The following is a 22075-nucleotide window of genomic DNA, read 5'->3' as shown; positions in this document are numbered from 1 at the left end:
CGCTACGAAAAGGCAAAACCGGATGATTGTCATCGATCGTCCGGTTTTTTATTGTCACAAGGTCAGCAACGGATGCTGACCGGGGCGAAAAGCTTCTTCCTCGTTTCGCCCTGCCTCTGATTCATTTCACAAACTGCCCCCGGCAAATGAATAAGTGTTTTCTTAATGATTCTTAAGATAAATCATCTCGTCAGAAATCGTGCGCCGTATAATTCACCGCTAACCGCAGGACAGCGACTATGCTGAGAGGATATCGGCAGACGAAAAATATTCACCATCAGGAACGATGTACAGCTCATGGCACTTCACAGCAAAAAGCTCTCTTTTACACGGCCAATCATGCTCAGCTTTGCGGGGATCCTCTGCAGTTTTGCGGTGATCGCGATCGCGGTAACGCTTTCGCAACGAAAGGATTTTCTTGAGGATTATCATAAGATCAATAGCAACTTCACGCATAACCTGGCGGTGAACTACACCGAATCTATCCTGCGTGAAAATGACTATATCCTGGGCCGTTCCGCGATGTACTTTGCCCGCGACGACAGGCTAAACGAGACGCTCAATGTCAACCCGACGCAAGGGCTGCAGATGATGATGCATTTGCAGAACCTGATGCCGACCGTCTCCTCCATCTCGCTGGCGGACACGCAGGGGCATTATCTTCGCGCACCAGAGGTGCTCCCCACGGAGACGAGTAAAACCTTCGATCCCCGGACACGCCCGTGGTTCGTCGCTCAGGCAGAAGCCAGTATCTTCAGTCACTATACCCGTCCCTACATGGACTACTTCACTGGCCATCCGACGGTAACACTCTATAAGCCTTTGATTTCGCCTGAAGGGAGACTGAAGGGAACGCTCGCTTTCCATCTCGATTTGACGTCTATGGGCTTCACCCTGCGCCAGATGGTGGCGCCCGTTCAGGGGGAATTCTTCGTCGTCGAACGCGATGGTGCCGTGGTGCTGCATCCGGATACCGGCGCGCTGTTCAAACAGTACGTGAGCGAAGCGCTGATGGACAAAATGACCAGCGGCGAAGGTCATCTTTACGACAAGAAAAGCAACGCCTGGTATTACTACTACTCGTTTACCAACCCGGACTGGTTTGTCATCTACCGGGTCTCTGGCGAGACGCTCACAGATATTACCCGTCACGAAACAACAATCGTTGGCTGGGGGTTTGCGCTGGCCGCCATCATCATCATCCTCTTCGGCTTATACCTCCGCCACGCCTCGCGTTCAGTGCTGATGCACATTATCAATGCCATCAAAACTGGCGATGTTAGCGAGGCGCCGCGCCTGGAAGCGATGCTGAGCCACACGATTCAGTCCAACAAAGAGCGTGAAATGGCGTATGTTCGCCAGGCCACTCACGATGCGCTGACGGGCTGTAAAAACCGCCGCGCGTTCGACAGCGATGTCGCGGAGCTGCTGAATGCCCAGCAGCCTTTCGCGATGGCGCTGGTAGACATTGATAACTTCAAGTCAATTAACGACACGCTGGGCCACCTGACCGGCGATATTGTTCTGCGTAACGTGGCTCGCGAAGGGATTCAGATCATGCAGCCACATCACGTATCGATTTACCGTTATGGTGGAGAAGAGTTCGCGGTAATCTTCCAGGCGGAGCAGATGTCTTCCGCGCTCTCATTGCTGGAAGCGTGGCGTACCGCCGTTGAAAAGCGCGTCTGGCGGGAAGAAAACCTGCGGGTTACGTTCAGCGGCGGTCTTGGAGAGTGGCATTTTGAACCGCTGGAGCAATTTGTCGGGAGCGTTGATAACGCCCTCTACAGCGCCAAACAGCAGGGCAAAAACCGCATTAACCGAACGTCCATCAGCTAATCCTGCCTCTTTCACCCTGCCCGTTTCCACGGGCCGGGTGTCCGACAATGCAAAATTGTAACCGGTTTCAGAAAATCACCGGTTTCTTTGTGATGCCTGACACACAATCGCGGTAAAGCGGTTGTTGAAGCGGTCTGCACGGGATAATTATCAATAAACACATGTAGATCGAGGCTGATTATGAAGAACATCGTTTTATGCTGTGCAGCGGGAATGTCAACCAGCATGCTGGTTCAACGTATGAAAGATGCCGCACAGAAAAAAGGGGTTGAAGTCACCATTAAAGCCGTTCCGGTTGCGGAGTTTAAAGACAACATCGCGACGGCCGACATCGTATTGCTGGGGCCACAGGTTAAATACGAGCAGGCTAAACTCCAGGCGCAGGCCGACCCGTTGGGTAAAAAGGTCGCGGTGATCGACATGATGGATTACGGCATGATGAAAGGTGATGCCGTACTGGAAAAAGCGCTCAAACTTCTGGAGTCATAATGGAAGACTTAGAAACCACGATTATGGAACTGCTGGTCAACGCGGGCGCGGCGCGCAGTGCGGCCCTGACGGCGTTACAGATGGCGCGTAAAGGTGAGTTTGACGAAGCTGAAAAAGCGATGGAAGAGTCGCGTGAATATGTGAAGCATGCGCACACGATCCAGACGCAGCTTATCGGTCTTGATGAGGGAACCGGGAAGCTCCCGGTTAACCTGATCACCGTTCACTCGCAGGATCACCTGATGAACGCCATGGTCATTCAGGATCTGGCGGGCGATATGATTGAGCTTTATCGTCGGATCCCGTTGGTGAATTGAAAACATGCAGATGTAAAAAAACCCGCCGAGGCGGGTTTTTTATTGTCAGGTGGCGCTACGCTTACCCGACCTGCGATTCATATGCCCGGTAATTTCCACTACCGGGCATCAACGATTACTCGTTGTCGGAACCGCCCAGACCTGCGTTCAGCAGTTCTGCCAGGCTTGCGGATGCATCTTCAGCAGTGACCTGCGGTGCAGCTGGCAGTTCGCCCGCAGCACGACGACGCATACGATCCTGATGGTACGCATAACCGGTACCAGCCGGAATCAGACGACCCACGATGACGTTCTCTTTCAGACCGCGCAGTTCATCACGTTTACCTGCAACAGCGGCTTCGGTCAGGACACGAGTCGTTTCCTGGAACGATGCTGCAGAGATGAAGGACTCGGTTGCCAGAGACGCTTTGGTGATACCCAGCAGATCGCGCGAGAAGGTCGCACCGATTTTGCCGTTCGCTTCCAGTTCGCGGTTAGCGATCTTGACGCGTGAGTATTCAACCTGCTCGCCTTCCAGGAACTCGGAGCTGCCTGCGTTTTCGATGGTTGCTTTACGCAGCATCTGACGAACGATAACTTCAATGTGCTTATCGTTAATCTTAACGCCCTGCAGACGGTAAACGTCCTGTACTTCGTTGGTGATGTAACGCGTTACCGCGTGTACGCCACGAAGACGCAGAATGTCGTGCGGAGCTTCTGGACCATCGGAAACCACGTCACCACGTTCTACACGTTCACCTTCGAACACGTTGAGCTGACGCCACTTAGGAATCATCTCTTCGTACGGTTCGCTGCCATCTACTGGAGTGATAACCAGACGGCGCTTCCCTTTGGTCTCTTTACCGAAGGAGATGATACCGCTGATTTCAGCCAGGATTGCAGGCTCTTTCGGACGACGTGCTTCGAACAGGTCCGCAACGCGTGGCAGACCACCGGTGATGTCCTTGGTACCGCTGGATTCCTGTGGAATACGCGCCAGAGCATCACCCGCACCGATCTGAATGCCATCTTCCAGCTGAACGATCGCTTTACCCGGCAGGAAGTACTGCGCAGGCATGTCGGTACCCGGGATCAGAACGTCGTTACCCTGAGCATCAACGATTTTCAGTGCAGGACGCAGATCTTTACCACCGGTAGTACGTTCAGCAGAATCCAGAACCACCAGAGAAGACAGACCGGTCAGCTCGTCCGTCTGACGAGTGATGGTCTGGCCGTCGATCATGTCAGTGAAGCGGATGAAACCACTTACTTCGGTGATAACCGGCATGGTGTGTGGATCCCAGTTTGCAACGGTTTCACCGCCGGCAACCTGCTCGCCATCACCTTTCGCCATAACCGCACCGTAAGGCACTTTATAGCTCTCTTTGGTACGACCGAATTCGTCGATCAGCTTCAGCTCGGTGTTACGAGAGGTCACAACCAGCTTGCCAGCGGAGTTAACAACAGACTTCGCGTTGCTGAGCTTGATGCTACCTTTGTTTTTCACCTGGATGCTGGATTCAGCAGCCGCACGAGATGCCGCACCACCGATGTGGAACGTACGCATCGTCAGCTGTGTACCCGGCTCACCGATGGACTGTGCCGCGATAACGCCGATTGCTTCACCTTTGTTGATGATGTGGCCACGCGCCAGGTCACGACCGTAGCAGTGCGCACATACACCAAAGTCGGTGTCACAGGATACAACGGAACGTACTTTCACGGAGTCAACAGAGTTCGCTTCCAGCAGGTCACACCAGTGCTCGTGCAGCAGCGTGTTGCGTGGAACCAGAATGTCTGCAGTACCCGGCTTCAGAATGTCTTCCGCGGTTACACGACCCAGAACGCGATCGCGCAGTGGCTCTTTAACATCACCGCCCTCGATAACCGGGGTCATGGTGATACCTTCGAGGGTGCCACAATCGTCTTCGGTCACAACCAGGTCCTGCGCAACGTCAACCAGACGACGCGTCAGATAACCGGAGTTCGCAGTTTTCAGTGCGGTATCCGCCAGACCCTTACGAGCACCGTGCGTGGAGATGAAGTACTGGAGTACGTTCAGACCTTCACGGAAGTTCGCGGTGATTGGCGTTTCGATGATGGAGCCATCTGGCTTCGCCATCAGACCACGCATACCTGCCAGCTGACGAATCTGTGCTGCGGAACCACGCGCACCGGAGTCGGCCATCATGTAGATGCTGTTGAAGGAAACCTGCTGCTCTTCTACGCCGTCACGGTTAATCACGGTTTCGGTCTGCAGGTTATCCATCATCGCTTTGGATACACGATCGTTCGCCGCTGCCCAGATATCGATAACTTTGTTATAGCGTTCGCCCGCGGTAACCAGACCAGACTGGAACTGCTCCTGGATCTCAGCAACTTCGGCTTCCGCTTCAGAGATGATCTCGTGTTTCTTCTCTGGGATGACCATGTCATCGATACCAACAGATGCACCTGAACGCGCTGCGTAAGCAAAGCCGGTATACATTGTCTGGTCAGCGAAGATAACGGTCGGCTTCAGACCCAGAATGCGGTAACAGGTGTTCAGCATTTTGGAGATCGCTTTCTTGCCCAGCGCCTGGTTGACGATGGAGAAAGGCAGACCTTTCGGTACGATCATCCACAGAATGGCACGGCCAACGGTCGTGTCTTTCAGGCTGGTTTTCGCAACGAATTCGCCGTTTTCATCTTTTTCGTATTCGGTGATACGCACTTTAACGCGCGCATGCAGAGAGGCCAGGCCAGCGCGATAAATACGCTCAGCTTCTTTCGGGCCAGTCAGCACCATGCCTTCGCCTTTGGCGTTAACACAGTCACGGGTCATGTAGTACAGACCCAGTACAACGTCCTGAGAAGGAACGATAATTGGTTCACCGTTCGCTGGGGACAGGATGTTGTTGGTAGACATCATCAGCGCACGCGCTTCGAGCTGGGCTTCCAGCGTCAGCGGTACGTGAACAGCCATCTGGTCACCATCGAAGTCGGCGTTATAGGCCGCACAAACCAGCGGGTGCAGCTGGATAGCTTTACCTTCGATCAGGACTGGCTCAAATGCCTGGATACCCAAACGGTGCAGAGTTGGTGCACGGTTCAGCAGTACCGGGTGTTCGCGGATAACTTCGTCCAGGATATCCCAAACGACAGCTTCTTCACGCTCAACCATTTTCTTAGCGGCTTTGATGGTGGTGGCGAGGCCACGCAGTTCCAGCTTGCCGTAGATGAACGGTTTGAACAGCTCCAGTGCCATTTTCTTCGGCAGACCGCACTGATGCAGACGCAGGTATGGACCTACGGTGATTACAGAACGACCGGAGTAGTCAACACGCTTACCGAGCAGGTTCTGACGGAAACGACCCTGTTTACCTTTGATCATGTCGGCCAAAGATTTCAGAGGACGTTTGTTAGAACCGGTGATCGCACGACCGCGACGACCGTTATCCAGCAGGGCATCTACCGCTTCCTGCAGCATACGTTTTTCGTTGCGTACGATGATGTCCGGCGCAGCCAGATCCAGCAGACGTTTCAGACGGTTGTTACGGTTGATAACGCGACGATACAGATCGTTCAGATCGGACGTTGCGAAACGACCACCATCCAGCGGAACCAGTGGACGCAGATCTGGCGGCAGAACCGGCAGAACAGTCAGGATCATCCACTCTGGTTTGTTGCCAGACTGAACGAACGCTTCCAGCAGTTTGATACGCTTGGTCAGCTTTTTACGTTTGGTTTCGGAGTTGGTTTCGTTCAGCTCTTCACGCAGCTGCTCGCACTCTTGCTCCAGATCCATGCTCTTCAGCAGGGCCTGAATAGCTTCCGCACCCATCTTCGCGTCGAATTCGTCACCGAACTCTTCCAGCGCGTCCAGATACTGCTCTTCAGTCAGGATCTGATGACGTTCCAGGTTCGTCATCCCGCCTTCGATAACCACATAAGATTCGAAGTACAGAACACGTTCGATATCGCGCAGCGGCATATCCAGCAGCAGACCGATACGGGACGGCAGAGATTTCAGGAACCAGATGTGAGCGGTCGGAGACGCCAGCTCGATGTGGCCCATGCGCTCACGACGCACTTTGGTCTGGGTCACTTCAACGCCGCACTTCTCACAGATCACACCACGGTGTTTCAGGCGCTTGTACTTACCGCACAGGCACTCGTAATCTTTTACTGGCCCGAAAATACGCGCACAGAAAAGGCCGTCACGCTCAGGTTTGAACGTACGGTAGTTGATGGTTTCCGGCTTTTTAACTTCACCGAAAGACCATGAACGGATCATGTCTGGCGAAGCCAGAGCAATTTTGATCGCATCAAACTCTTCGGTTTTAGTCTGCGCTTTCAGAAACTTTAATAAATCTTTCACGGATTTGCTCCCGTCGGAGTTAGCACAATCTGGTGCCGGGGGTTAACCCGGCACCAGTGACCTGTTTGAGCGAGAATTACTCGTCTTCCAGTTCGATGTTGATACCCAGCGAACGAATCTCTTTCAACAGTACGTTGAAGGATTCTGGCATGCCCGGCTCCATCTGATGGTTGCCGTCCACGATGTTTTTATACATCTTGGTACGACCGTTCACGTCATCAGACTTAACGGTGAGCATTTCCTGCAGGGTGTATGCCGCGCCGTATGCTTCCAGCGCCCACACTTCCATCTCCCCGAAGCGCTGACCACCGAACTGTGCCTTACCACCCAGCGGCTGCTGAGTAACCAGGCTGTAAGAACCGGTAGAACGAGCGTGCATCTTGTCGTCGACCAGGTGGTTCAGTTTCAGCATGTACATGTAACCTACGGTTACCGGACGTTCGAACTGTTCACCAGTACGGCCGTCAAACAGCGTAATCTGACCAGACGTTGGCAGACCACCCAGTTGCAGCAGCTCTTTAATTTCAGCTTCTTTTGCACCGTCGAATACCGGCGTTGCAATTGGCATACCTTTGCGCAGGTTCTCTGCCAGACGCAGCACTTCTTCATCGCTGAAGGTGTTCAGGTCGACTTTCTGACGCACGTCGGTACCCAGATCGTAGGCACGCTGGATGAATTCGCGCAGTTTCGCGACTTCCTGCTGCTGTTTCAGCATGGCGTTAATTTTATCGCCGATGCCTTTTGCAGCCATACCCAGGTGAGTTTCCAGGATCTGACCAATGTTCATACGAGACGGTACGCCCAGCGGGTTCAGTACGATATCTACCGGCGTACCGTTAGCATCGTGCGGCATATCTTCGATCGGGTTGATCTTAGAGATAACACCCTTGTTACCGTGACGACCTGCCATCTTATCACCAGGCTGGATCTGACGTTTAACAGCCAGATACACCTTAACAATCTTCAGCACGCCTGGTGCCAGATCGTCGCCCTGAGTGATTTTGCGGCGTTTCGCTTCGAGTTTTTTCTCGAACTCGTGTTTCAGTTCGTCATACTGCTCAGCCAGCTGTTCCAGCTGATTCTGTTTCTCTTCGTCGGTCAGGCCCAGTTCCAGCCAGCGATCGCGTGGCAGTTTGTCGAGCTTCTCAGCTTCAACGCCACCGGCAACCAGCACCGCATAGATACGGCTGAACAGACCCGCTTCGAGGATCTGCAGTTCTTCAGACAGGTCTTTCTTAGCCTGTTTGAGCTGCATCTCTTCGATTTCCAGCGCACGCTTATCTTTCTCAACGCCGTCACGGGTGAAGACCTGAACGTCGATTACCGTACCGGAAACACCGTTTGGTACGCGCAGAGAAGAGTCTTTAACGTCAGAAGCTTTCTCACCGAAGATTGCACGCAGCAGTTTCTCTTCTGGCGTCAGCTGGGTTTCACCTTTAGGCGTAACCTTACCAACCAGAATGTCGCCGCCGGTCACTTCCGCACCGATGTAAACGATACCGGATTCATCCAGTTTGGAGAGCGCAGCTTCACCCACGTTAGGGATGTCAGCGGTGATCTCTTCTGGCCCCAGCTTGGTGTCACGTGACACACATGCCAGTTCCTGAATATGGATGGTGGTGAAACGATCTTCCTGAACCACACGCTCGGAGACGAGGATGGAGTCTTCGAAGTTGTAACCGTTCCACGGCATGAACGCTACGCGCATGTTCTGACCGAGCGCCAGTTCACCGAGGTCGGTTGACGGACCGTCTGCCAGCACGTCGCCGCGCTCAACTGGCTCACCCAGAGACACGCAAGGCATCTGGTTGATACAGGTGTTCTGGTTAGAACGGGTGTATTTGGTCAGGTTATAAATGTCGATACCTGCTTCGCCCGGATACATCTCGTCTTCGTTAACTTTGATAACGATACGGGATGCATCGACGTACTGAACAGTACCGCCACGTTTAGCAACTGCAGTAACACCGGAGTCAACGGCAACAGCACGCTCCATACCGGTACCAACCAGCGGCTTATCAGCGCGCAGAGTTGGAACGGCCTGACGTTGCATGTTCGCACCCATCAATGCACGGTTGGCGTCATCGTGTTCCAGGAACGGGATCAGGGACGCACCGACGGATACCACCTGCTGGGTGGATACGTCCATGTAGTCAACCTGATCGCGGCTGAACAAGCTGGATTCGCCTTTGCTACGGCAGGTAACCAGATCTTCTACAAAGTGGCCTTCGTCATCCAGGTTGGAGTTCGCCTGAGCGATAACGTAGTTACCTTCTTCAATAGCAGACAGGTAATGAATTTCATCGGTTACAACACCGTCGGTCACTTTACGGTACGGGGTCTCAAGGAAACCGTATTCGTTAGTCTGTGCGTACACGGACAGGGAGTTGATCAGACCGATGTTTGGACCTTCAGGCGTTTCGATTGGACATACGCGACCGTAGTGCGTCGGGTGTACGTCTCGAACTTCAAAGCCTGCACGTTCACGGGTCAGACCGCCTGGGCCGAGTGCAGAGATACGACGTTTGTGCGTAATCTCAGACAGTGGGTTGTTCTGGTCCATGAACTGAGACAGCTGGCTTGAACCGAAGAACTCTTTCACTGCTGCAGAAATCGGCTTGGCGTTAATCATATCCTGAGGCATCAGGGTATCCAGATCGCCCAGAGACAGACGCTCTTTCACCGCACGCTCTACACGTACCAGGCCAACGCGGAACTGGTTTTCCGCCATTTCGCCTACGGAACGGATACGACGGTTGCCGAGGTGGTCGATATCGTCCACTTCGCCTTTACCGTTACGGATATCAATGAGCTTCTTCATCACTTCGATGATGTCGTCTTTGCTCAGGATACCGGAACCTTCGATTTCGTCGCGCAGCAGAGAACGGTTGAACTTCATACGACCAACCGCAGACAGATCGTAGCGGTCTTCGGAGAAGAACAGGTTCTCGAACAGGCTTTCCGCCGCTTCGCGAGTTGGTGGCTCACCAGGACGCATCATGCGGTAGATTTCTACCAGCGCGCTCAGACGATCGGTGGTTGGGTCGACGCGAATAGTCTCAGAGATATACGCACCGTGGTCCAGATCGTTGGTGAACAGCGTTTCAATACGTTTGTGGCCAGACTGGCTCAGCTTAGCCAGCAGATCCAGGCTCAGCTCCATGTTCGCCGGGCAGATCAGCTCGCCAGTTGATTCATCAACGTAATCTTTCGCGGCTACTTTTCCTGCAATGTATTCAACTGGAACTTCGATGTGTTTGATATCATCTTTTTCCAGCTGGCGGATGTGGCGCGCGGTGATACGGCGACCTTTTTCCACATACACTTTGCCGTCGGCTTCGATGTCGAACGACGCGGTCTCACCACGCAGACGTTCCGGCACCAGCTCCATCTGCAGCTTGTTGTCGCGGATTTCAAAGATCACTTTCTCAAAGAACAGGTCCAGGATCTGCTCAGTGGTATAGTTCAGTGCACGCAGAATGATGGTTGCAGGCAGCTTACGACGACGGTCGATACGGACAAACAGGTTGTCTTTCGGATCGAACTCAAAGTCCAGCCATGAACCACGGTAAGGAATGATGCGTGCGTTATACAGTACTTTACCGGAAGAGTGTGTTTTACCTTTATCGCTGTCGAAGAAGACGCCCGGGCTACGATGCAGCTGGGAAACGATAACACGCTCAGTACCGTTGATTACGAAAGTACCGTTGTCTGTCATGAGTGGAATTTCACCCATGTAGACTTCTTGTTCTTTAATGTCTTTTACGGTGCCTTCCGGAGCTTCGCGCTCGTAGATCACCAGACGCAGTTTTACGCGCAGCGGTGCGGAATAGGTCACGCCACGGATCTGACATTCCTGAACGTCAAACACCGGTTCGCCAAGGCGGTAGCTGACGTACTGCAGCTCGGAGTTACCGCTATAGCTCTGAATCGGGAACACGGAGCGGAAGGCTGCTTCCAGACCGTACTGCCCTTCAGGATCTTGCTCGATAAACTTCTGGAACGAGTCAAGCTGGATAGAAAGGAGATATGGAATGTCCAGAACTTGTGGACGTTTACCAAAATCCTTACGAATACGTTTTTTCTCGGTATAGGAGTAAACCATAGGGTTCCTCAGCTCGCTGACAAGTCGACCCATCTGTCCGACGAAGGGACAGTTTGTGCAACACCATTTTGTGGACCGGAAAATTGAATACTTTCCGCAATACCTGTTGCTATCACGCTTAAATCATTTCGTCGCGATTTACACAGAGCGAGCACCCTGTCGCAATATATTAAGTCGTCGATAGAAACATGCATTGTCAGGACAATCAGCAGTCAAACAGTGTGAAATGCTACTGATGCCTTACAGCGCAAAAAGGCTGGTGACTAAAAAGTCACCAGCCATCAGCCTAATTACTCAGGCTGCAACCAGAAAAGTTGGCTTATTTAACTTCAACTTCAGCGCCAGCTTCTTCCAGAGATTTTTTCAGTGCTTCTGCGTCGTCTTTGCTCACGCCTTCTTTCAGCGCAGCTGGAGCAGATTCTACCAGGTCTTTAGCTTCTTTCAGACCCAGGCCAGTTGCACCACGTACTGCTTTGATAACAGCAACTTTGTTAGCGCCAGCAGCTTTCAGAATTACGTCGAATTCAGTTTTTTCTTCAGCAGCTTCAGCCGGGCCCGCAGCTACAGCTACAGCAGCAGCAGCAGAAACACCGAATTTTTCTTCCATTGCAGAAACCAGCTCTACAACGTCCATTACGGACATAGCTGCTACTGCTTCAATGATTTGATCTTTAGTGATAGACATTTAAATTGTTCCTGAAAATCAGAATAAGTTTATACGTAAGCAAATGCTTTATAAAGATAACTGCGATTAAGCAGCTTCTTTCGCATCGCGTACAGCAGCCAGAGTGCGAACCAGTTTGCCAGCCGCAGCTTCTTTCATGGTTGCCATCAGGCGTGCAATTGCTTCTTCGTAGGTCGGCAGGGTTGCCAGGCGATCGATTTGCGATGCCGGGATCAACTCACCTTCAAAGGCTGCAGCTTTGACCTCAAATTTTGCATTCGCTTTCGCGAACTCTTTGAACAGACGAGCAGCAGCGCCCGGGTGTTCCATAGAGTATGCAATCAGGGTCGGACCAACAAACGTGTCTTTCAGGCACTCGAACTGAGTACCTTCAACTACGCGGCGCAGCAGGGTGTTACGAACAACACGCATGTATACGCCAGCTTCACGACCTGCTTTACGCAGTTCAGTCATTTTGTCTACAGTAACGCCACGGGAATCCGCAACTACTGCAGACAGCGCGCCTTTGGCTACTTCGCTGACTTCAGCAACAATCGCTTGTTTGTCTTGAAGATTTAAAGCCATTAGCTTTGCTCCTGGATGTTTGCCGGAACTCATGTTCCGGAACTCACTTCACTCTCCCCAACGGAAAGAGCGTCTTAATACGGTGAGCAGAAACAAGCCAGAGTATCCAAAAATAATCTTAGCGTTCTGTCACCGTCTACGCAGGGGATTAAGTCTCTTGCGAAACACCTGCGGTCTTCGACGGAGGCCTGGATTAGGCCAGGCTCCAACGAACAAATCTTTTAGCCGCTAACTTTTGTTAGCAAACGTGGGGGTAAGATTGTAGACAAAATCACCGCCCACGTAAAGGCATTAGTTTGCAGCAGCGCTCAGGCCAGCCTGGTCAACTGCAACACCTGCACCCATAGTGGTGGAGATGCTAACTTTCTTGATGTACACGCCTTTCGCCTGAGTTGGTTTCGCTTTTTTCAGCGCAACCAGCAGAGCTTCCAGGTTTTCTTTCAGTTTGTCAGCGTCAAAGTCCACTTTACCGATGGTGGTGTGGATGATGCCGTTTTTGTCGTTACGATAACGAACCTGACCTGCTTTAGCGTTCTTAACCGCTTCAGCAACGTTAGGGGTTACAGTACCAACTTTCGGGTTTGGCATCAGGCCGCGTGGACCCAGAACCTGGCCCAGCTGGCCAACAACGCGCATTGCATCTGGAGAAGCAATAACAACGTCAAAGTTCATTTCGCCTTTCTTGATCTGATCAGCCAGATCTTCCATACCTACCAGTTCAGCGCCGGCAGCTTTAGCAGCTTCAGCGTTCGCACCCTGAGCAAATACAGCTACGCGAACGGAACGGCCAGTACCGTGTGGCAGTACAGTTGCGCCACGAACGTTCTGATCGGATTTACGCGCGTCGATGCCGAGGTTAACGGCAACGTCAACGCTTTCAACGAACTTAGCAGTTGCCAGTTCTTTCAGCAGAGCGATAGCTTCGTTGATGTCGTACTGTTTGGTCGCATCAACTTTGTCACGGATCACGGACATGCGCTTGGTCAGTTTAGCCATTTCTTAGTCCTCCACTACCAGGCCCATGGAACGTGCAGTACCTTCGATTGAGCGAGTCATCGCTTCAATGTCGGCACCAGTCATGTCGGCAGCTTTGGTCTGCGCGATTTCCTGCAGCTGAGCGCGGGAAATTTTACCCACTTTGTCTTTGTTCGGTTTACCGGAACCAGACTTGATACCAGCCGCTTTCTTCAGCAGAACAGCTGCTGGAGGGGTTTTGGTAACGAAAGTGAAAGAACGGTCAGCGTAAACAGTGATTACGACTGGGATTGGCAGACCTTTTTCCAGGGATTCAGTTTTTGCGTTGAACGCTTTACAGAATTCCATGATGTTCACACCCTGCTGACCCAGAGCTGGACCAACTGGTGGACTTGGGTTCGCCATACCAGCTGCAACCTGCAGCTTGACGTAGGCTTGTACTTTCTTAGCCATTCTAAAATCCTCTGATTGGGTGATAGCGCCTCAGGGAGGCTCCCCGTGAATAAAATTCGTTTTACGGGCCGGGGCCCATAAAAACAAAAGGCGCGAAATTGTATTCCAATCTCGCGCCCTGTGCAACGATTAAATCGCCGCTTTTTTGATCGCTGCTTAGGCTTTTTCGACCTGCGCAAAGTCCAGTTCTACCGGGGTCGCACGACCGAAGATAGAAACAGAAACTTTCAGGCGGGACTTCTCGTAGTCCACTTCTTCAACGACGCCATTAAAGTCAGCAAACGGACCGTCGCTAACACGAACCATTTCACCCGGTTCAAACAGCGTTTTCGGACGCGGCTTATCACCCACCTGCTGCAGGCGGTTCATAATCGCATCAACTTCTTTATCGCTGATTGGCGCCGGACGGTCAGACGTGCCGCCGATAAAGCCCATCACGCGCGGTACGCTGCGCACCAGGTGCCAGCTCGCATCGTTCATCACCATCTGAACCAGCACGTAACCCGGGAAGAATTTACGCTCGCTTTTGCGACGTTGGCCGCCACGGATCTCAACCACTTCTTCGGTCGGAACCATAACTTCGCCAAATAACTCTTCCATGTTGTGTAATTTGATATGCTCACGCAGCGACGTTGCTACGCGGCCTTCAAAACCGGAAAACGCCTGAACGACGTACCAACGCTTTTTAGGGGCTTCAGACATCTTAGAACCTCAGGCCAGTAATAAAGGAAACCAGGCGAACCAGAATACCATCCAGTCCCCACAGGATCAGTGACATTACCGCAGTCACTGCAGCCACGATCAGCGTGGTGTGCAATGTTTCCTGGCGAGTCGGCCAAATGACCTTGCGGACTTCGGTACGTGCTTCACGAGCGAAAGCAACGGTCGCTTTACCCTTAGTCGTCAACAGCGCGACACCGCCCGCTGCAGCAATCAGAATCACCACTGCCAGCGCGCGGAGCGGCAGCATCATGTCACGATAAAGATAGTTGCCAACGATTGCCACAATCAGCAGCACGGCAACAGCGACCCACTTCATCGCTTCCAGGCCGCGCCCGCTCCCTTGAGCTTCGGTATTCGCACTCATAAACCAACCTGTCAGAAGAATTCTACAAATAATTTCACCCCGCGATTGCGAGGCGAGCCAAATCGAAACGCTAATCCCTTTATGGATTATACGCTCTCTGCAGAGCCTGTCTCAGCAATGATTATGACAAAAATAATCACTGATGAGCCAGGTTCTGATGTGAAAGCGTGCAAAAAGGGCATCAAATGATGCCCTTTTCATGCGCATTGCGTCAAATGTTATCAGCGATTAGCCGAGAACTTTAGCAACCACGCCCGCGCCAACGGTACGGCCACCTTCACGGATTGCGAAACGCAGACCGTCGTCCATCGCGATTGGGTGGATCAGCGTCACAACCATCTTGATGTTGTCGCCTGGCATTACCATCTCAACGCCTTCTGGCAGTTCGATGGTACCGGTCACGTCAGTTGTACGGAAGTAGAACTGTGGACGGTAGCCTTTGAAGAACGGAGTATGACGGCCGCCTTCGTCTTTGGACAGGATATACACTTCAGATTCGAACTTGGTGTGTGGCTTGATTGAGCCTGGCTTCGCCAGAACCTGACCACGTTCGATTTCTTCACGTTTGATACCACGCAGCAGAACACCAACGTTCTCACCAGCACGGCCTTCGTCCAGCAGTTTGCGGAACATTTCAACGCCAGTACAGGTAGACTTCGCAGTCTCTTTGATACCAACGATTTCAACTTCTTCACCAACTTTGATGATACCGCGCTCTACACGACCGGTAACAACGGTACCACGACCGGAGATGGAGAATACGTCTTCGATTGGCAGCAGGAATGGCTTGTCAATCGCACGCTCTGGTTCTGGGATGTAAGAATCCAGGAAGCCAGCCAGTTCGATGATTTTCGCTTCCCACTCTGCGTCGCCTTCCAGCGCTTTCAGAGCAGAACCACGAACGATTGGAGTATCGTCGCCTGGGAAATCGTACTGAGACAGCAGTTCACGAACTTCCATCTCTACCAGTTCCAGCAGCTCTTCGTCATCAACCATGTCGCACTTGTTCAGGAACACGATGATGAAAGGAACGCCTACCTGACGACCCAGCAGGATGTGCTCACGAGTCTGAGGCATTGGGCCGTCAGTCGCAGCAACAACCAGGATCGCGCCGTCCATCTGCGCAGCACCGGTGATCATGTTTTTAACATAGTCGGCGTGGCCTGGGCAGTCTACGTGTGCGTAGTGGCGAGTCGGGGTGTCGTACTCAACGTGAGAGGTGTTGATGGTGATACCACGAGCTTTTTCTTCTGGTGCGTTATCGATCTGGTCGAAAGCACGAGCAGAACCACCGTAGGTTTTTGCCAGAACGGTAGTGATTGCAGCGGTCAGCGTTGTTTTACCATGGTCAACGTGGCCGATAGTACCGACGTTAACGTGCGGTTTTGTACGTTCAAACTTTTCTTTAGACATCGATTGTCCCTCTAAGACACGGATAAATCGGTGATATCACCACATCAACCAGGCGAAATGCCTGAATTGTTGAATACAGTAAAATTGAAACAGAGAGAAACGGGAAGGAGAAGTGAAGTGGTGCTGATACCCAGAGTCGAACTGGGGACCTCACCCTTACCAAGGGTGCGCTCTACCAACTGAGCCATATCAGCACGTATTGGAGCGGGCAGCGGGAATCGAACCCGCATCATCAGCTTGGAAGGCTGAGGTAATAGCCATTATACGATGCCCGCATCCTGAAACTCGGCTACCCAGTTCTTTCTGTAACAAAAAAAGAGATTTCTCTCTTTTTCAGTTTGAGCTGGCTAATTTTTCCAACCAGCTCCGGCGGCATTTACGCTGCCAGAAAGTGGTGGTGGGGGAAGGATTCGAACCTTCGAAGTCTGTGACGGCAGATTTACAGTCTGCTCCCTTTGGCCGCTCGGGAACCCCACCGGACTTGATGGTGCCGACTACCGGAATCGAACTGGTGACCTACTGATTACAAGTCAGTTGCTCTACCTACTGAGCTAAGTCGGCATCAAGTAGCGCGCATTCTATGGATACCTGAGCGGTCATGCAACTAAAAATTTGCATAAAACGTTCTTTCGCTCACATTTTATGCGAACAGCGTATCGGACGCTGTAAAAGTAGCCATTTGAGGTCAAATATTCAACATATCATCGTGATTTGCACCGTATTCACCGTAGCGTGACGGCTTCCGCGTAACGCAGCGCTTTCCATCTTTTTTCTTATTATTCCCGTCATCTGGTGTTAACCTCCTGCCCATTGTCCAAAATTAACTGTGTGATGAGCCACGATCCGGCAGTGTGGTGCTGGCTCGCTGAAGCATGCTTATGAGCAAAAAAGAGCAAACGTTAATGACGCCTTATCTTCACTTTAACCGCAGCCAGTGGGCTGCCCTGCGTGATTCCGTCCCTATGACGCTGACGGAAGGTGAAATCGCACGGTTAAAAGGGATAAACGAAGATCTGTCCCTGGAAGAGGTGGCAGAAATTTATCTCCCCCTCTCTCGCTTGCTTAACTTCTATATCAGCTCGAACCTGCGCCGTCAGGCCGTGCTGGAGCAGTTTCTCGGGACGAACGGTCAACGCATTCCTTATATCATCAGTATCGCAGGCAGCGTGGCCGTGGGTAAAAGTACCACCGCGCGCGTCCTGCAGGCGCTGTTGAGCCGCTGGCCGGAACACCGCAGCGTGGAGCTGATCACCACCGACGGTTTTCTGCACCCGAACGAGGTATTAAAAGAACGTGGGCTGATGAAGAAGAAGGGCTTCCCGCTCTCTTACGATATGCACCGTCTGGTGAAATTTGTCTCTGACCTGAAATCCGGCGTGCCGCACGTGACTGCGCCAGTCTATTCGCACCTGATCTACGATCGCATCCCGGGTGGGGATAAAACGGTGGTTCAGCCGGATATTCTCATTCTGGAAGGTCTGAACGTGCTGCAAAGCGGGATGGACTATCCTCACGACCCGCATCACGTATTCGTCTCGGATTTCGTCGATTTCTCTATTTATGTCGATGCGCCGGAAGATCTGCTGCAAAACTGGTACATCAACCGCTTCCTGAAGTTCCGCGAAGGGGCGTTCACCGATCCGGATTCCTATTTCCACCACTATGCTCAGCTTTCTGAAGAAGAAGCGATCAACGTGGCCACGGGACTGTGGAATGAGATCAACTACGTCAACCTCAAAGAGAACATCCTGCCGACGCGCGAACGAGCAAGCCTGATCCTCACCAAGAGCGAGAAGCACGCCGTCGACCAGATTCGCCTGCGGAAATAATCAATCAGACATAAAAAAACCGGCTTAGCGCCGGTTTTTTTCGTTATGCGTGTGGCTTCTCGCCATTTTCATCCTGATCGACCGCGAAGCAGGCAACCAGCTGGCCGCCATAATCCTTCAGCTGCGGCTGGAGCTGGGTGCACGGGCCAAAGCGGCGGCTGCAGCGGGCGTTGAATGCACATCCCGGAGGCGGATTCAGCGGACTTGGCAGTTCACCCGTCAGCTTAATACGCTCGCGACGATCGTCCGGGTTCAGACGCGGCGTCGCAGACAGCAGCGCCTGGGTATACGGGTGACGAGGATTATTAAAGATCTGGTCTTTGGTCCCCTTCTCCACGCAGCGTCCCAGGTACATCACCATCACCTCATCAGCAATATGCTCCACCACCGACAGGTCGTGGGAGATGAAAACGTAAGACAGCCCCAGCTCCTGCTGCAGATCCATCATCAGGTTCAGCACCTGCGCACGCACGGATACGTCGAGCGCGGAGACCGGCTCATCGGCAATCACCACGTCCGGATCGAGCATCAGCCCGCGCGCGATAGCAATACGCTGACGCTGGCCACCGGAGAACATGTGCGGATAGCGATCGTAATGCTCGGTTTTGAGGCCGACCTTCGCCATCATCGCCAGCGCTTTTTCACGGCGCTGCTCTTTGCTCAGATTACTGTTGATCAGCAGCGGCTCTTCCAGAATCTGTCCCACTTTTTTACGCGGGTTCAGCGAACCATACGGGTTCTGGAACACAATCTGGATTTTCTGGCGACGCAGCTTCTGCGCCTGCGGATCGTGCTTGAGTAGATCTTGCCCCTGATAATAGAGCTCACCGCCGGTCGGCACTTCAATCATCGTCAGCAGACGGCCCAGCGTGGATTTCCCGCAGCCTGACTCTCCCACCACCGCCAGCGTTTTACCGCGTTCGAGGTTAAAGGAGACGCCGTCCAGCGCTTTCACCAGGCGTTCAGGGGCAAACAGTCCCTTCTTCACCGGGTAGTATTTTTTCAGGTCGATGGCCTGCAACAGCGGCTGTTGCGTGGTGGCCTGTTGCGTACTCATAGTGTTGGCCTCCCGGCATCATCGAGTGGGTAGTGGCATTTCGACTGACGACCATCAGCCAGCTGGTTCAGATCTGGCTCCTCCGCCCGGCATTTGTCCGTCGCATATGGACAGCGCGGATTAAGCAGACAGCCCTGCGGACGGTCATATTTACCCGGCACCACACCCGGCAGCGACGCCAGACGCGCTTTGTCCTGAGCAAACTCCGGCAGCGCGCGTAAAAGCGCCTGGGTATACGGGTGACGCGGCGCGCGGAAAATAGCGTGAGAATTTCCGGTCTCAACCACCTGGCCCGCATACATCACGATGATTTTGTGCGCGGCTTCGGCTACCAGCGCCAGATCGTGCGTAATCAGCACCAGCGCCATATTCTCTTTCTGCTGCAGCTCCAGCAGCAGTTCGATGATTTGTGCCTGAATGGTCACATCCAGCGCCGTCGTCGGTTCATCCGCAATCAGCAGCTTTGGCCGACAGGCAATCGCCATCGCGATCATCACGCGCTGGCTCATCCCACCGGAGAGCTGATGCGGGTAAACGTCCAGGCGCGATGCCGGGTCAGGAATACCTACCTGGTTCAGCAGATCGATCGCGCGCTGGCGACGGGTTTTCTTATTCCCACCCTGATGCACCTTAATCGCTTCCATAATCTGGAAACCAACGGTGTAGCAGGGGTTAAGGCTGGTCATGGGATCCTGGAAAATCATCGCCACTTCGGCGCCCACCAGCTGGCGGCGCTGTTTTTCAGAAATGCGCTTCAGATCCTGACCGTTGAACTGTAGGTTTTCCGCCATCACGCGGCCCGGGTAATCAATCAGCCCCATGATCGCCAGTGAACTCACCGACTTACCGGAACCGGATTCCCCGACAATGCCTACCACTTCGCCCTGATTTACGCTGTAGCTGATGCGGTCCACGGCGCGAAACGGGGTGCCTTCGTCGCCGAAGTGCACCGATAATTTATCTACATTTAATAACGCCATCTCGTGCCTCTTACTGCTTCAGTTTGGGATCAAGCGCATCACGCAGGCCATCACCCATCAGGTTAAATGCCAGCACCGTCAGCAGGATTGCCAGACCCGGGAAGGTGACAACCCACCAGGCGCTTTGTGCGAACTGCAACACGTCGGAGAGCATGGTGCCCCACTCCGGTGTTGGCGGCTGCGCACCCATGCCCAGGAAGCCAAGAGCGGCCATATCAAGAATGGCGTTAGAGAAACCGAGCGACGCCTGAACGATCAGCGGCGCAAGGCAGTTAGGGAAGATATTCACGAACATCTGGCGCATCGCACCGGCACCCGCCACACGAGAGGCGGTAACGTAATCGCGGTTCACTTCCACCAGCACCGCCGCACGGGTTAAACGCACGTAGTGAGGAAGCGCGACGAACGTCAGCGCCAGGGCGGCGTTACCGATCGACGGACCGAAGATCGCCACCAGCACCAGGGCCAGCAGCAGGCTTGGCAGCGCCAGCATGATGTCGACGATACGCATGATGATGTTATCAACGATGCCGCCGAAGTAACCGGCAACCAGGCCGAGAACGATCCCCATAATCAGGGAGAGCACCACCACCAGGCAGCCGACCAGCAGCGACAGGCGCGCGCCGTACATCAGACGCGACAGCACATCGCGGCCCACGTCATCGGTACCGAGCAGGTGCGCCAGGCTACCGCCGTCCTGCCACGCAGGTGGCGCGAGCAGCGCATCGCGGAACTGGTCCGCCGGATTATACGGTGCGAGGAAGTTCGCAAACACCGCAATCAGGATCATGATAGCAACATACACCAGACCTACTACCGCACCTTTATTGCGCTTGAAGTAGTGCCAGAATTCCTGCAGCGGCGTCATAGGAACCGGTGCAGCGACCACTTTATTTTGAGTGACTTGTGACATGATGGCCCCTTACTTCTTATGACGAATACGCGGGTTCACCACGCCGTACAGCAAATCGACCAGCAGGTTGACGAGGATAATCATCGTCGCGACCAGCAGTACACCGCCCTGCACAACCGGATAGTCACGGCGTTGCAGCGCGTCAATCAGCCAGCGGCCCAGGCCCGGCCAGGAGAAGATGGTTTCGGTCAGAATCGCCCCCGCCAGCAACGTCCCCACCTGGAGACCGATAACGGTCACCACCGGCAGCATGGCGTTACGCAGCGCATGGACGATAATGACGCGCATGCGCGTCAGGCCCTTGGCGCGCGCGGTGCGGATGTAATCCTCACCCAGCACTTCCAGCATCGATGAACGGGTCATACGCACGATCACCGCCAGAGGAATGGTCCCCAGCACCATGGCAGGCAGGATCATGTGCGCGACGGCATCCATGAAGTTGCCCTCCTCGCCCCAGATAGCCGTATCAATCAGCATAAAGCCGGTGAGCGGGTTGGAGTCATCCAGGAAGACCATATCGCTAACGCGCCCGGAGACCGGGGTCAGGTTAAGCTGCACCGAGACCAGCATGATCAGCATCATGCCCCACCAGAAGATAGGCATGGAGTAGCCGGTCAGCGCCAGGCCCACGGCGGTATGGTCAAAAATAGAGCCACGCTTAACGGCTGCCAGCACCCCAACCGGGATACCTACCGCAGTGGCGAAAATCATGGCGCAGACGCCAAGCTCCAGCGTCGCTTTAAAACGCGGCACGAACTCGTCCCACACCGGAAGGCGGCTTTTCAGCGAAATCCCTAAATCACCGTGCAGCACGCCCCAGATATAGTGGAGATACTGCTGCCACATCGGCTTATCGAGACCGAGTTCAGCCAGCAGCTGTGCATGGCGCTCAGGGGAAATACCACGCTCGCCCGCCATAATCATTACCGGGTCGCCGGGGATCATATGGACGAAGGCAAAAGTGAGAAGGGTGATACCGATAAACGTGGGGATAACAAGTCCCAGACGTCGGAGGATGAACTGCAACATA

Annotated in this window: 17 protein-coding genes and 4 tRNA genes; 4 read left to right on the top strand and 17 right to left on the bottom strand. The window is 53.4% G+C overall.

The genetic code is table 11. The features are described 5' to 3' along the window. The first annotated feature begins 297 nt into the window (after positions 1-297). The 3 genes from FOY93_RS01095 to FOY93_RS01085 all read left to right on the top strand — a co-directional run bounded on the left by FOY93_RS01095 (position 298) and on the right by FOY93_RS01085 (position 2645). Positions 298-1839 carry a sensor domain-containing diguanylate cyclase gene (locus FOY93_RS01095; protein WP_115877033.1) on the top strand — a complete coding sequence of 514 codons (1542 nt, stop codon included), beginning with the start codon at positions 298-300 and terminating at the stop codon, positions 1837-1839. A gap of 180 nt (positions 1840-2019) precedes the next feature. Beyond that, positions 2020-2328 (top strand): PTS sugar transporter subunit IIB, encoded by a 309-nt coding sequence (locus tag FOY93_RS01090; RefSeq protein ID WP_010425948.1) that lies wholly within the window; start codon positions 2020-2022, stop codon positions 2326-2328. Continuing rightward, positions 2328-2645 (top strand): PTS lactose/cellobiose transporter subunit IIA, encoded by a 318-nt coding sequence (locus FOY93_RS01085; RefSeq protein WP_008503455.1) that lies wholly within the window; start codon positions 2328-2330, stop codon positions 2643-2645. The genes FOY93_RS01090 and FOY93_RS01085 overlap by 1 nt, the downstream gene beginning before the upstream one ends. A gap of 115 nt (positions 2646-2760) precedes the next feature. Here the strand turns inward: FOY93_RS01085 and rpoC are convergent, their stop codons facing one another. From rpoC to FOY93_RS01020, 13 genes are all read right to left on the bottom strand, one after another. Continuing rightward, positions 2761-6984, bottom strand: coding sequence for a DNA-directed RNA polymerase subunit beta' (rpoC, locus tag FOY93_RS01080; RefSeq protein WP_023309968.1), 4224 nt, complete (start codon positions 6982-6984; stop codon positions 2761-2763). Between the two features lie 76 nt (positions 6985-7060). Next, positions 7061-11089, bottom strand: coding sequence for a DNA-directed RNA polymerase subunit beta (rpoB, locus tag FOY93_RS01075; protein ID WP_032644498.1), 4029 nt, complete (start codon positions 11087-11089; stop codon positions 7061-7063). A gap of 319 nt (positions 11090-11408) precedes the next feature. Then, positions 11409-11774 (bottom strand): 50S ribosomal protein L7/L12, encoded by a 366-nt coding sequence (gene rplL / locus FOY93_RS01070; RefSeq protein ID WP_002445276.1) that lies wholly within the window; start codon positions 11772-11774, stop codon positions 11409-11411. A gap of 66 nt (positions 11775-11840) precedes the next feature. Then, a complete protein-coding gene (gene rplJ / locus FOY93_RS01065) occupies positions 11841-12338 on the bottom strand; it encodes a 50S ribosomal protein L10 (protein WP_003862338.1) in 498 nt (165 codons plus the stop codon). A gap of 291 nt (positions 12339-12629) precedes the next feature. Further along, positions 12630-13334: a 50S ribosomal protein L1 gene (gene rplA, locus FOY93_RS01060; RefSeq protein WP_006810530.1), complete on the bottom strand. Its 705-nt coding sequence runs from the start codon at positions 13332-13334 to the stop codon at positions 12630-12632. Between the two features lie 3 nt (positions 13335-13337). After that, positions 13338-13766 (bottom strand): 50S ribosomal protein L11, encoded by a 429-nt coding sequence (rplK, locus tag FOY93_RS01055; protein ID WP_008503452.1) that lies wholly within the window; start codon positions 13764-13766, stop codon positions 13338-13340. Positions 13767-13922: 156 nt separating this feature from the next. Further along, on the bottom strand, positions 13923-14468 hold the full coding sequence (nusG, locus tag FOY93_RS01050) for a transcription termination/antitermination protein NusG (RefSeq protein WP_002438628.1): 546 nt from the start codon (positions 14466-14468) through the stop codon (positions 13923-13925). A 1-nt stretch (position 14469) separates the two neighbouring features. Beyond that, positions 14470-14853, bottom strand: a complete 384-nt coding sequence (gene secE, locus FOY93_RS01045) for a preprotein translocase subunit SecE (RefSeq protein WP_014068449.1) — start codon at positions 14851-14853, stop codon at positions 14470-14472. 228 nt (positions 14854-15081) lie between these two features. Beyond that, positions 15082-16266: an elongation factor Tu gene (tuf, locus tag FOY93_RS01040; RefSeq protein ID WP_023309456.1), complete on the bottom strand. Its 1185-nt coding sequence runs from the start codon at positions 16264-16266 to the stop codon at positions 15082-15084. A gap of 118 nt (positions 16267-16384) precedes the next feature. After that, positions 16385-16460 (bottom strand) — tRNA-Thr (locus FOY93_RS01035). A gap of 6 nt (positions 16461-16466) precedes the next feature. After that, positions 16467-16541: transfer RNA gene (locus tag FOY93_RS01030), tRNA-Gly, on the bottom strand. Between the two features lie 117 nt (positions 16542-16658). After that, positions 16659-16743 (bottom strand) — tRNA-Tyr (locus FOY93_RS01025). An 8-nt stretch (positions 16744-16751) separates the two neighbouring features. Continuing rightward, a tRNA-Thr gene (locus FOY93_RS01020) sits at positions 16752-16827 on the bottom strand. 317 nt (positions 16828-17144) lie between these two features. Here FOY93_RS01020 and coaA point away from each other — a divergent pair. Further along, on the top strand, positions 17145-18095 hold the full coding sequence (coaA, locus tag FOY93_RS01015) for a type I pantothenate kinase (RefSeq protein WP_021242480.1): 951 nt from the start codon (positions 17145-17147) through the stop codon (positions 18093-18095). A 43-nt stretch (positions 18096-18138) separates the two neighbouring features. Here the strand turns inward: coaA and dppF are convergent, their stop codons facing one another. From dppF to dppB, 4 genes are read right to left on the bottom strand one after another with little or no spacing between them, the layout of a single operon-like run. Then, a complete protein-coding gene (dppF, locus tag FOY93_RS01010) occupies positions 18139-19152 on the bottom strand; it encodes a dipeptide ABC transporter ATP-binding subunit DppF (protein ID WP_032644494.1) in 1014 nt (337 codons plus the stop codon). After that, positions 19149-20132: a dipeptide ABC transporter ATP-binding protein gene (gene dppD, locus FOY93_RS01005; protein ID WP_136195916.1), complete on the bottom strand. Its 984-nt coding sequence runs from the start codon at positions 20130-20132 to the stop codon at positions 19149-19151. The genes dppF and dppD overlap by 4 nt, the downstream gene beginning before the upstream one ends. A gap of 10 nt (positions 20133-20142) precedes the next feature. Further along, entirely contained in the window at positions 20143-21045 is a 903-nt protein-coding gene (gene dppC, locus FOY93_RS01000; protein WP_111964354.1) for a dipeptide ABC transporter permease DppC, read from the bottom strand. 9 nt (positions 21046-21054) lie between these two features. Continuing rightward, complete coding sequence (gene dppB, locus FOY93_RS00995; RefSeq protein ID WP_008502770.1) at positions 21055-22074, bottom strand: dipeptide ABC transporter permease DppB; 1020 nt, start codon at positions 22072-22074, stop codon at positions 21055-21057. Position 22075: the final 1 nt, after the last annotated feature.

The sequence above is a fragment of the Enterobacter sp. 18A13 genome (genome assembly GCF_007035975.1).
In the GTDB taxonomy this organism is placed as follows: Bacteria; Pseudomonadota; Gammaproteobacteria; order Enterobacterales; family Enterobacteriaceae; genus Enterobacter; species Enterobacter vonholyi.
This window is presented reverse-complemented; position numbering and strand designations above follow the sequence as displayed.

What these genes read in the sequence shown, in the direction of transcription:
- FOY93_RS01095 (WP_115877033.1), top strand. Translation starts at nt 298, where the DNA reads ATGGCACTTCACAGCAAAAAGCTCTCTTTTACACGGCCAATCATGCTC.
- FOY93_RS01090 (WP_010425948.1), top strand. Translation starts at nt 2,020, where the DNA reads ATGAAGAACATCGTTTTATGCTGTGCAGCGGGAATGTCAACCAGCATG.
- FOY93_RS01085 (WP_008503455.1), top strand. Translation starts at nt 2,328, where the DNA reads ATGGAAGACTTAGAAACCACGATTATGGAACTGCTGGTCAACGCGGGC.
- rpoB (WP_032644498.1), bottom strand. Translation starts at nt 11,089, where the DNA reads ATGGTTTACTCCTATACCGAGAAAAAACGTATTCGTAAGGATTTTGGT.
- rplL (WP_002445276.1), bottom strand. Translation starts at nt 11,774, where the DNA reads ATGTCTATCACTAAAGATCAAATCATTGAAGCAGTAGCAGCTATGTCC.
- rplJ (WP_003862338.1), bottom strand. Translation starts at nt 12,338, where the DNA reads ATGGCTTTAAATCTTCAAGACAAACAAGCGATTGTTGCTGAAGTCAGC.
- rplA (WP_006810530.1), bottom strand. Translation starts at nt 13,334, where the DNA reads ATGGCTAAACTGACCAAGCGCATGTCCGTGATCCGTGACAAAGTTGAT.
- rplK (WP_008503452.1), bottom strand. Translation starts at nt 13,766, where the DNA reads ATGGCTAAGAAAGTACAAGCCTACGTCAAGCTGCAGGTTGCAGCTGGT.
- nusG (WP_002438628.1), bottom strand. Translation starts at nt 14,468, where the DNA reads ATGTCTGAAGCCCCTAAAAAGCGTTGGTACGTCGTTCAGGCGTTTTCC.
- secE (WP_014068449.1), bottom strand. Translation starts at nt 14,853, where the DNA reads ATGAGTGCGAATACCGAAGCTCAAGGGAGCGGGCGCGGCCTGGAAGCG.
- tuf (WP_023309456.1), bottom strand. Translation starts at nt 16,266, where the DNA reads ATGTCTAAAGAAAAGTTTGAACGTACAAAACCGCACGTTAACGTCGGT.
- coaA (WP_021242480.1), top strand. Translation starts at nt 17,145, where the DNA reads ATGAGCAAAAAAGAGCAAACGTTAATGACGCCTTATCTTCACTTTAAC.
- dppF (WP_032644494.1), bottom strand. Translation starts at nt 19,152, where the DNA reads ATGAGTACGCAACAGGCCACCACGCAACAGCCGCTGTTGCAGGCCATC.
- dppD (WP_136195916.1), bottom strand. Translation starts at nt 20,132, where the DNA reads ATGGCGTTATTAAATGTAGATAAATTATCGGTGCACTTCGGCGACGAA.
- dppC (WP_111964354.1), bottom strand. Translation starts at nt 21,045, where the DNA reads ATGTCACAAGTCACTCAAAATAAAGTGGTCGCTGCACCGGTTCCTATG.
- dppB (WP_008502770.1), bottom strand. Translation starts at nt 22,074, where the DNA reads ATGTTGCAGTTCATCCTCCGACGTCTGGGACTTGTTATCCCCACGTTT.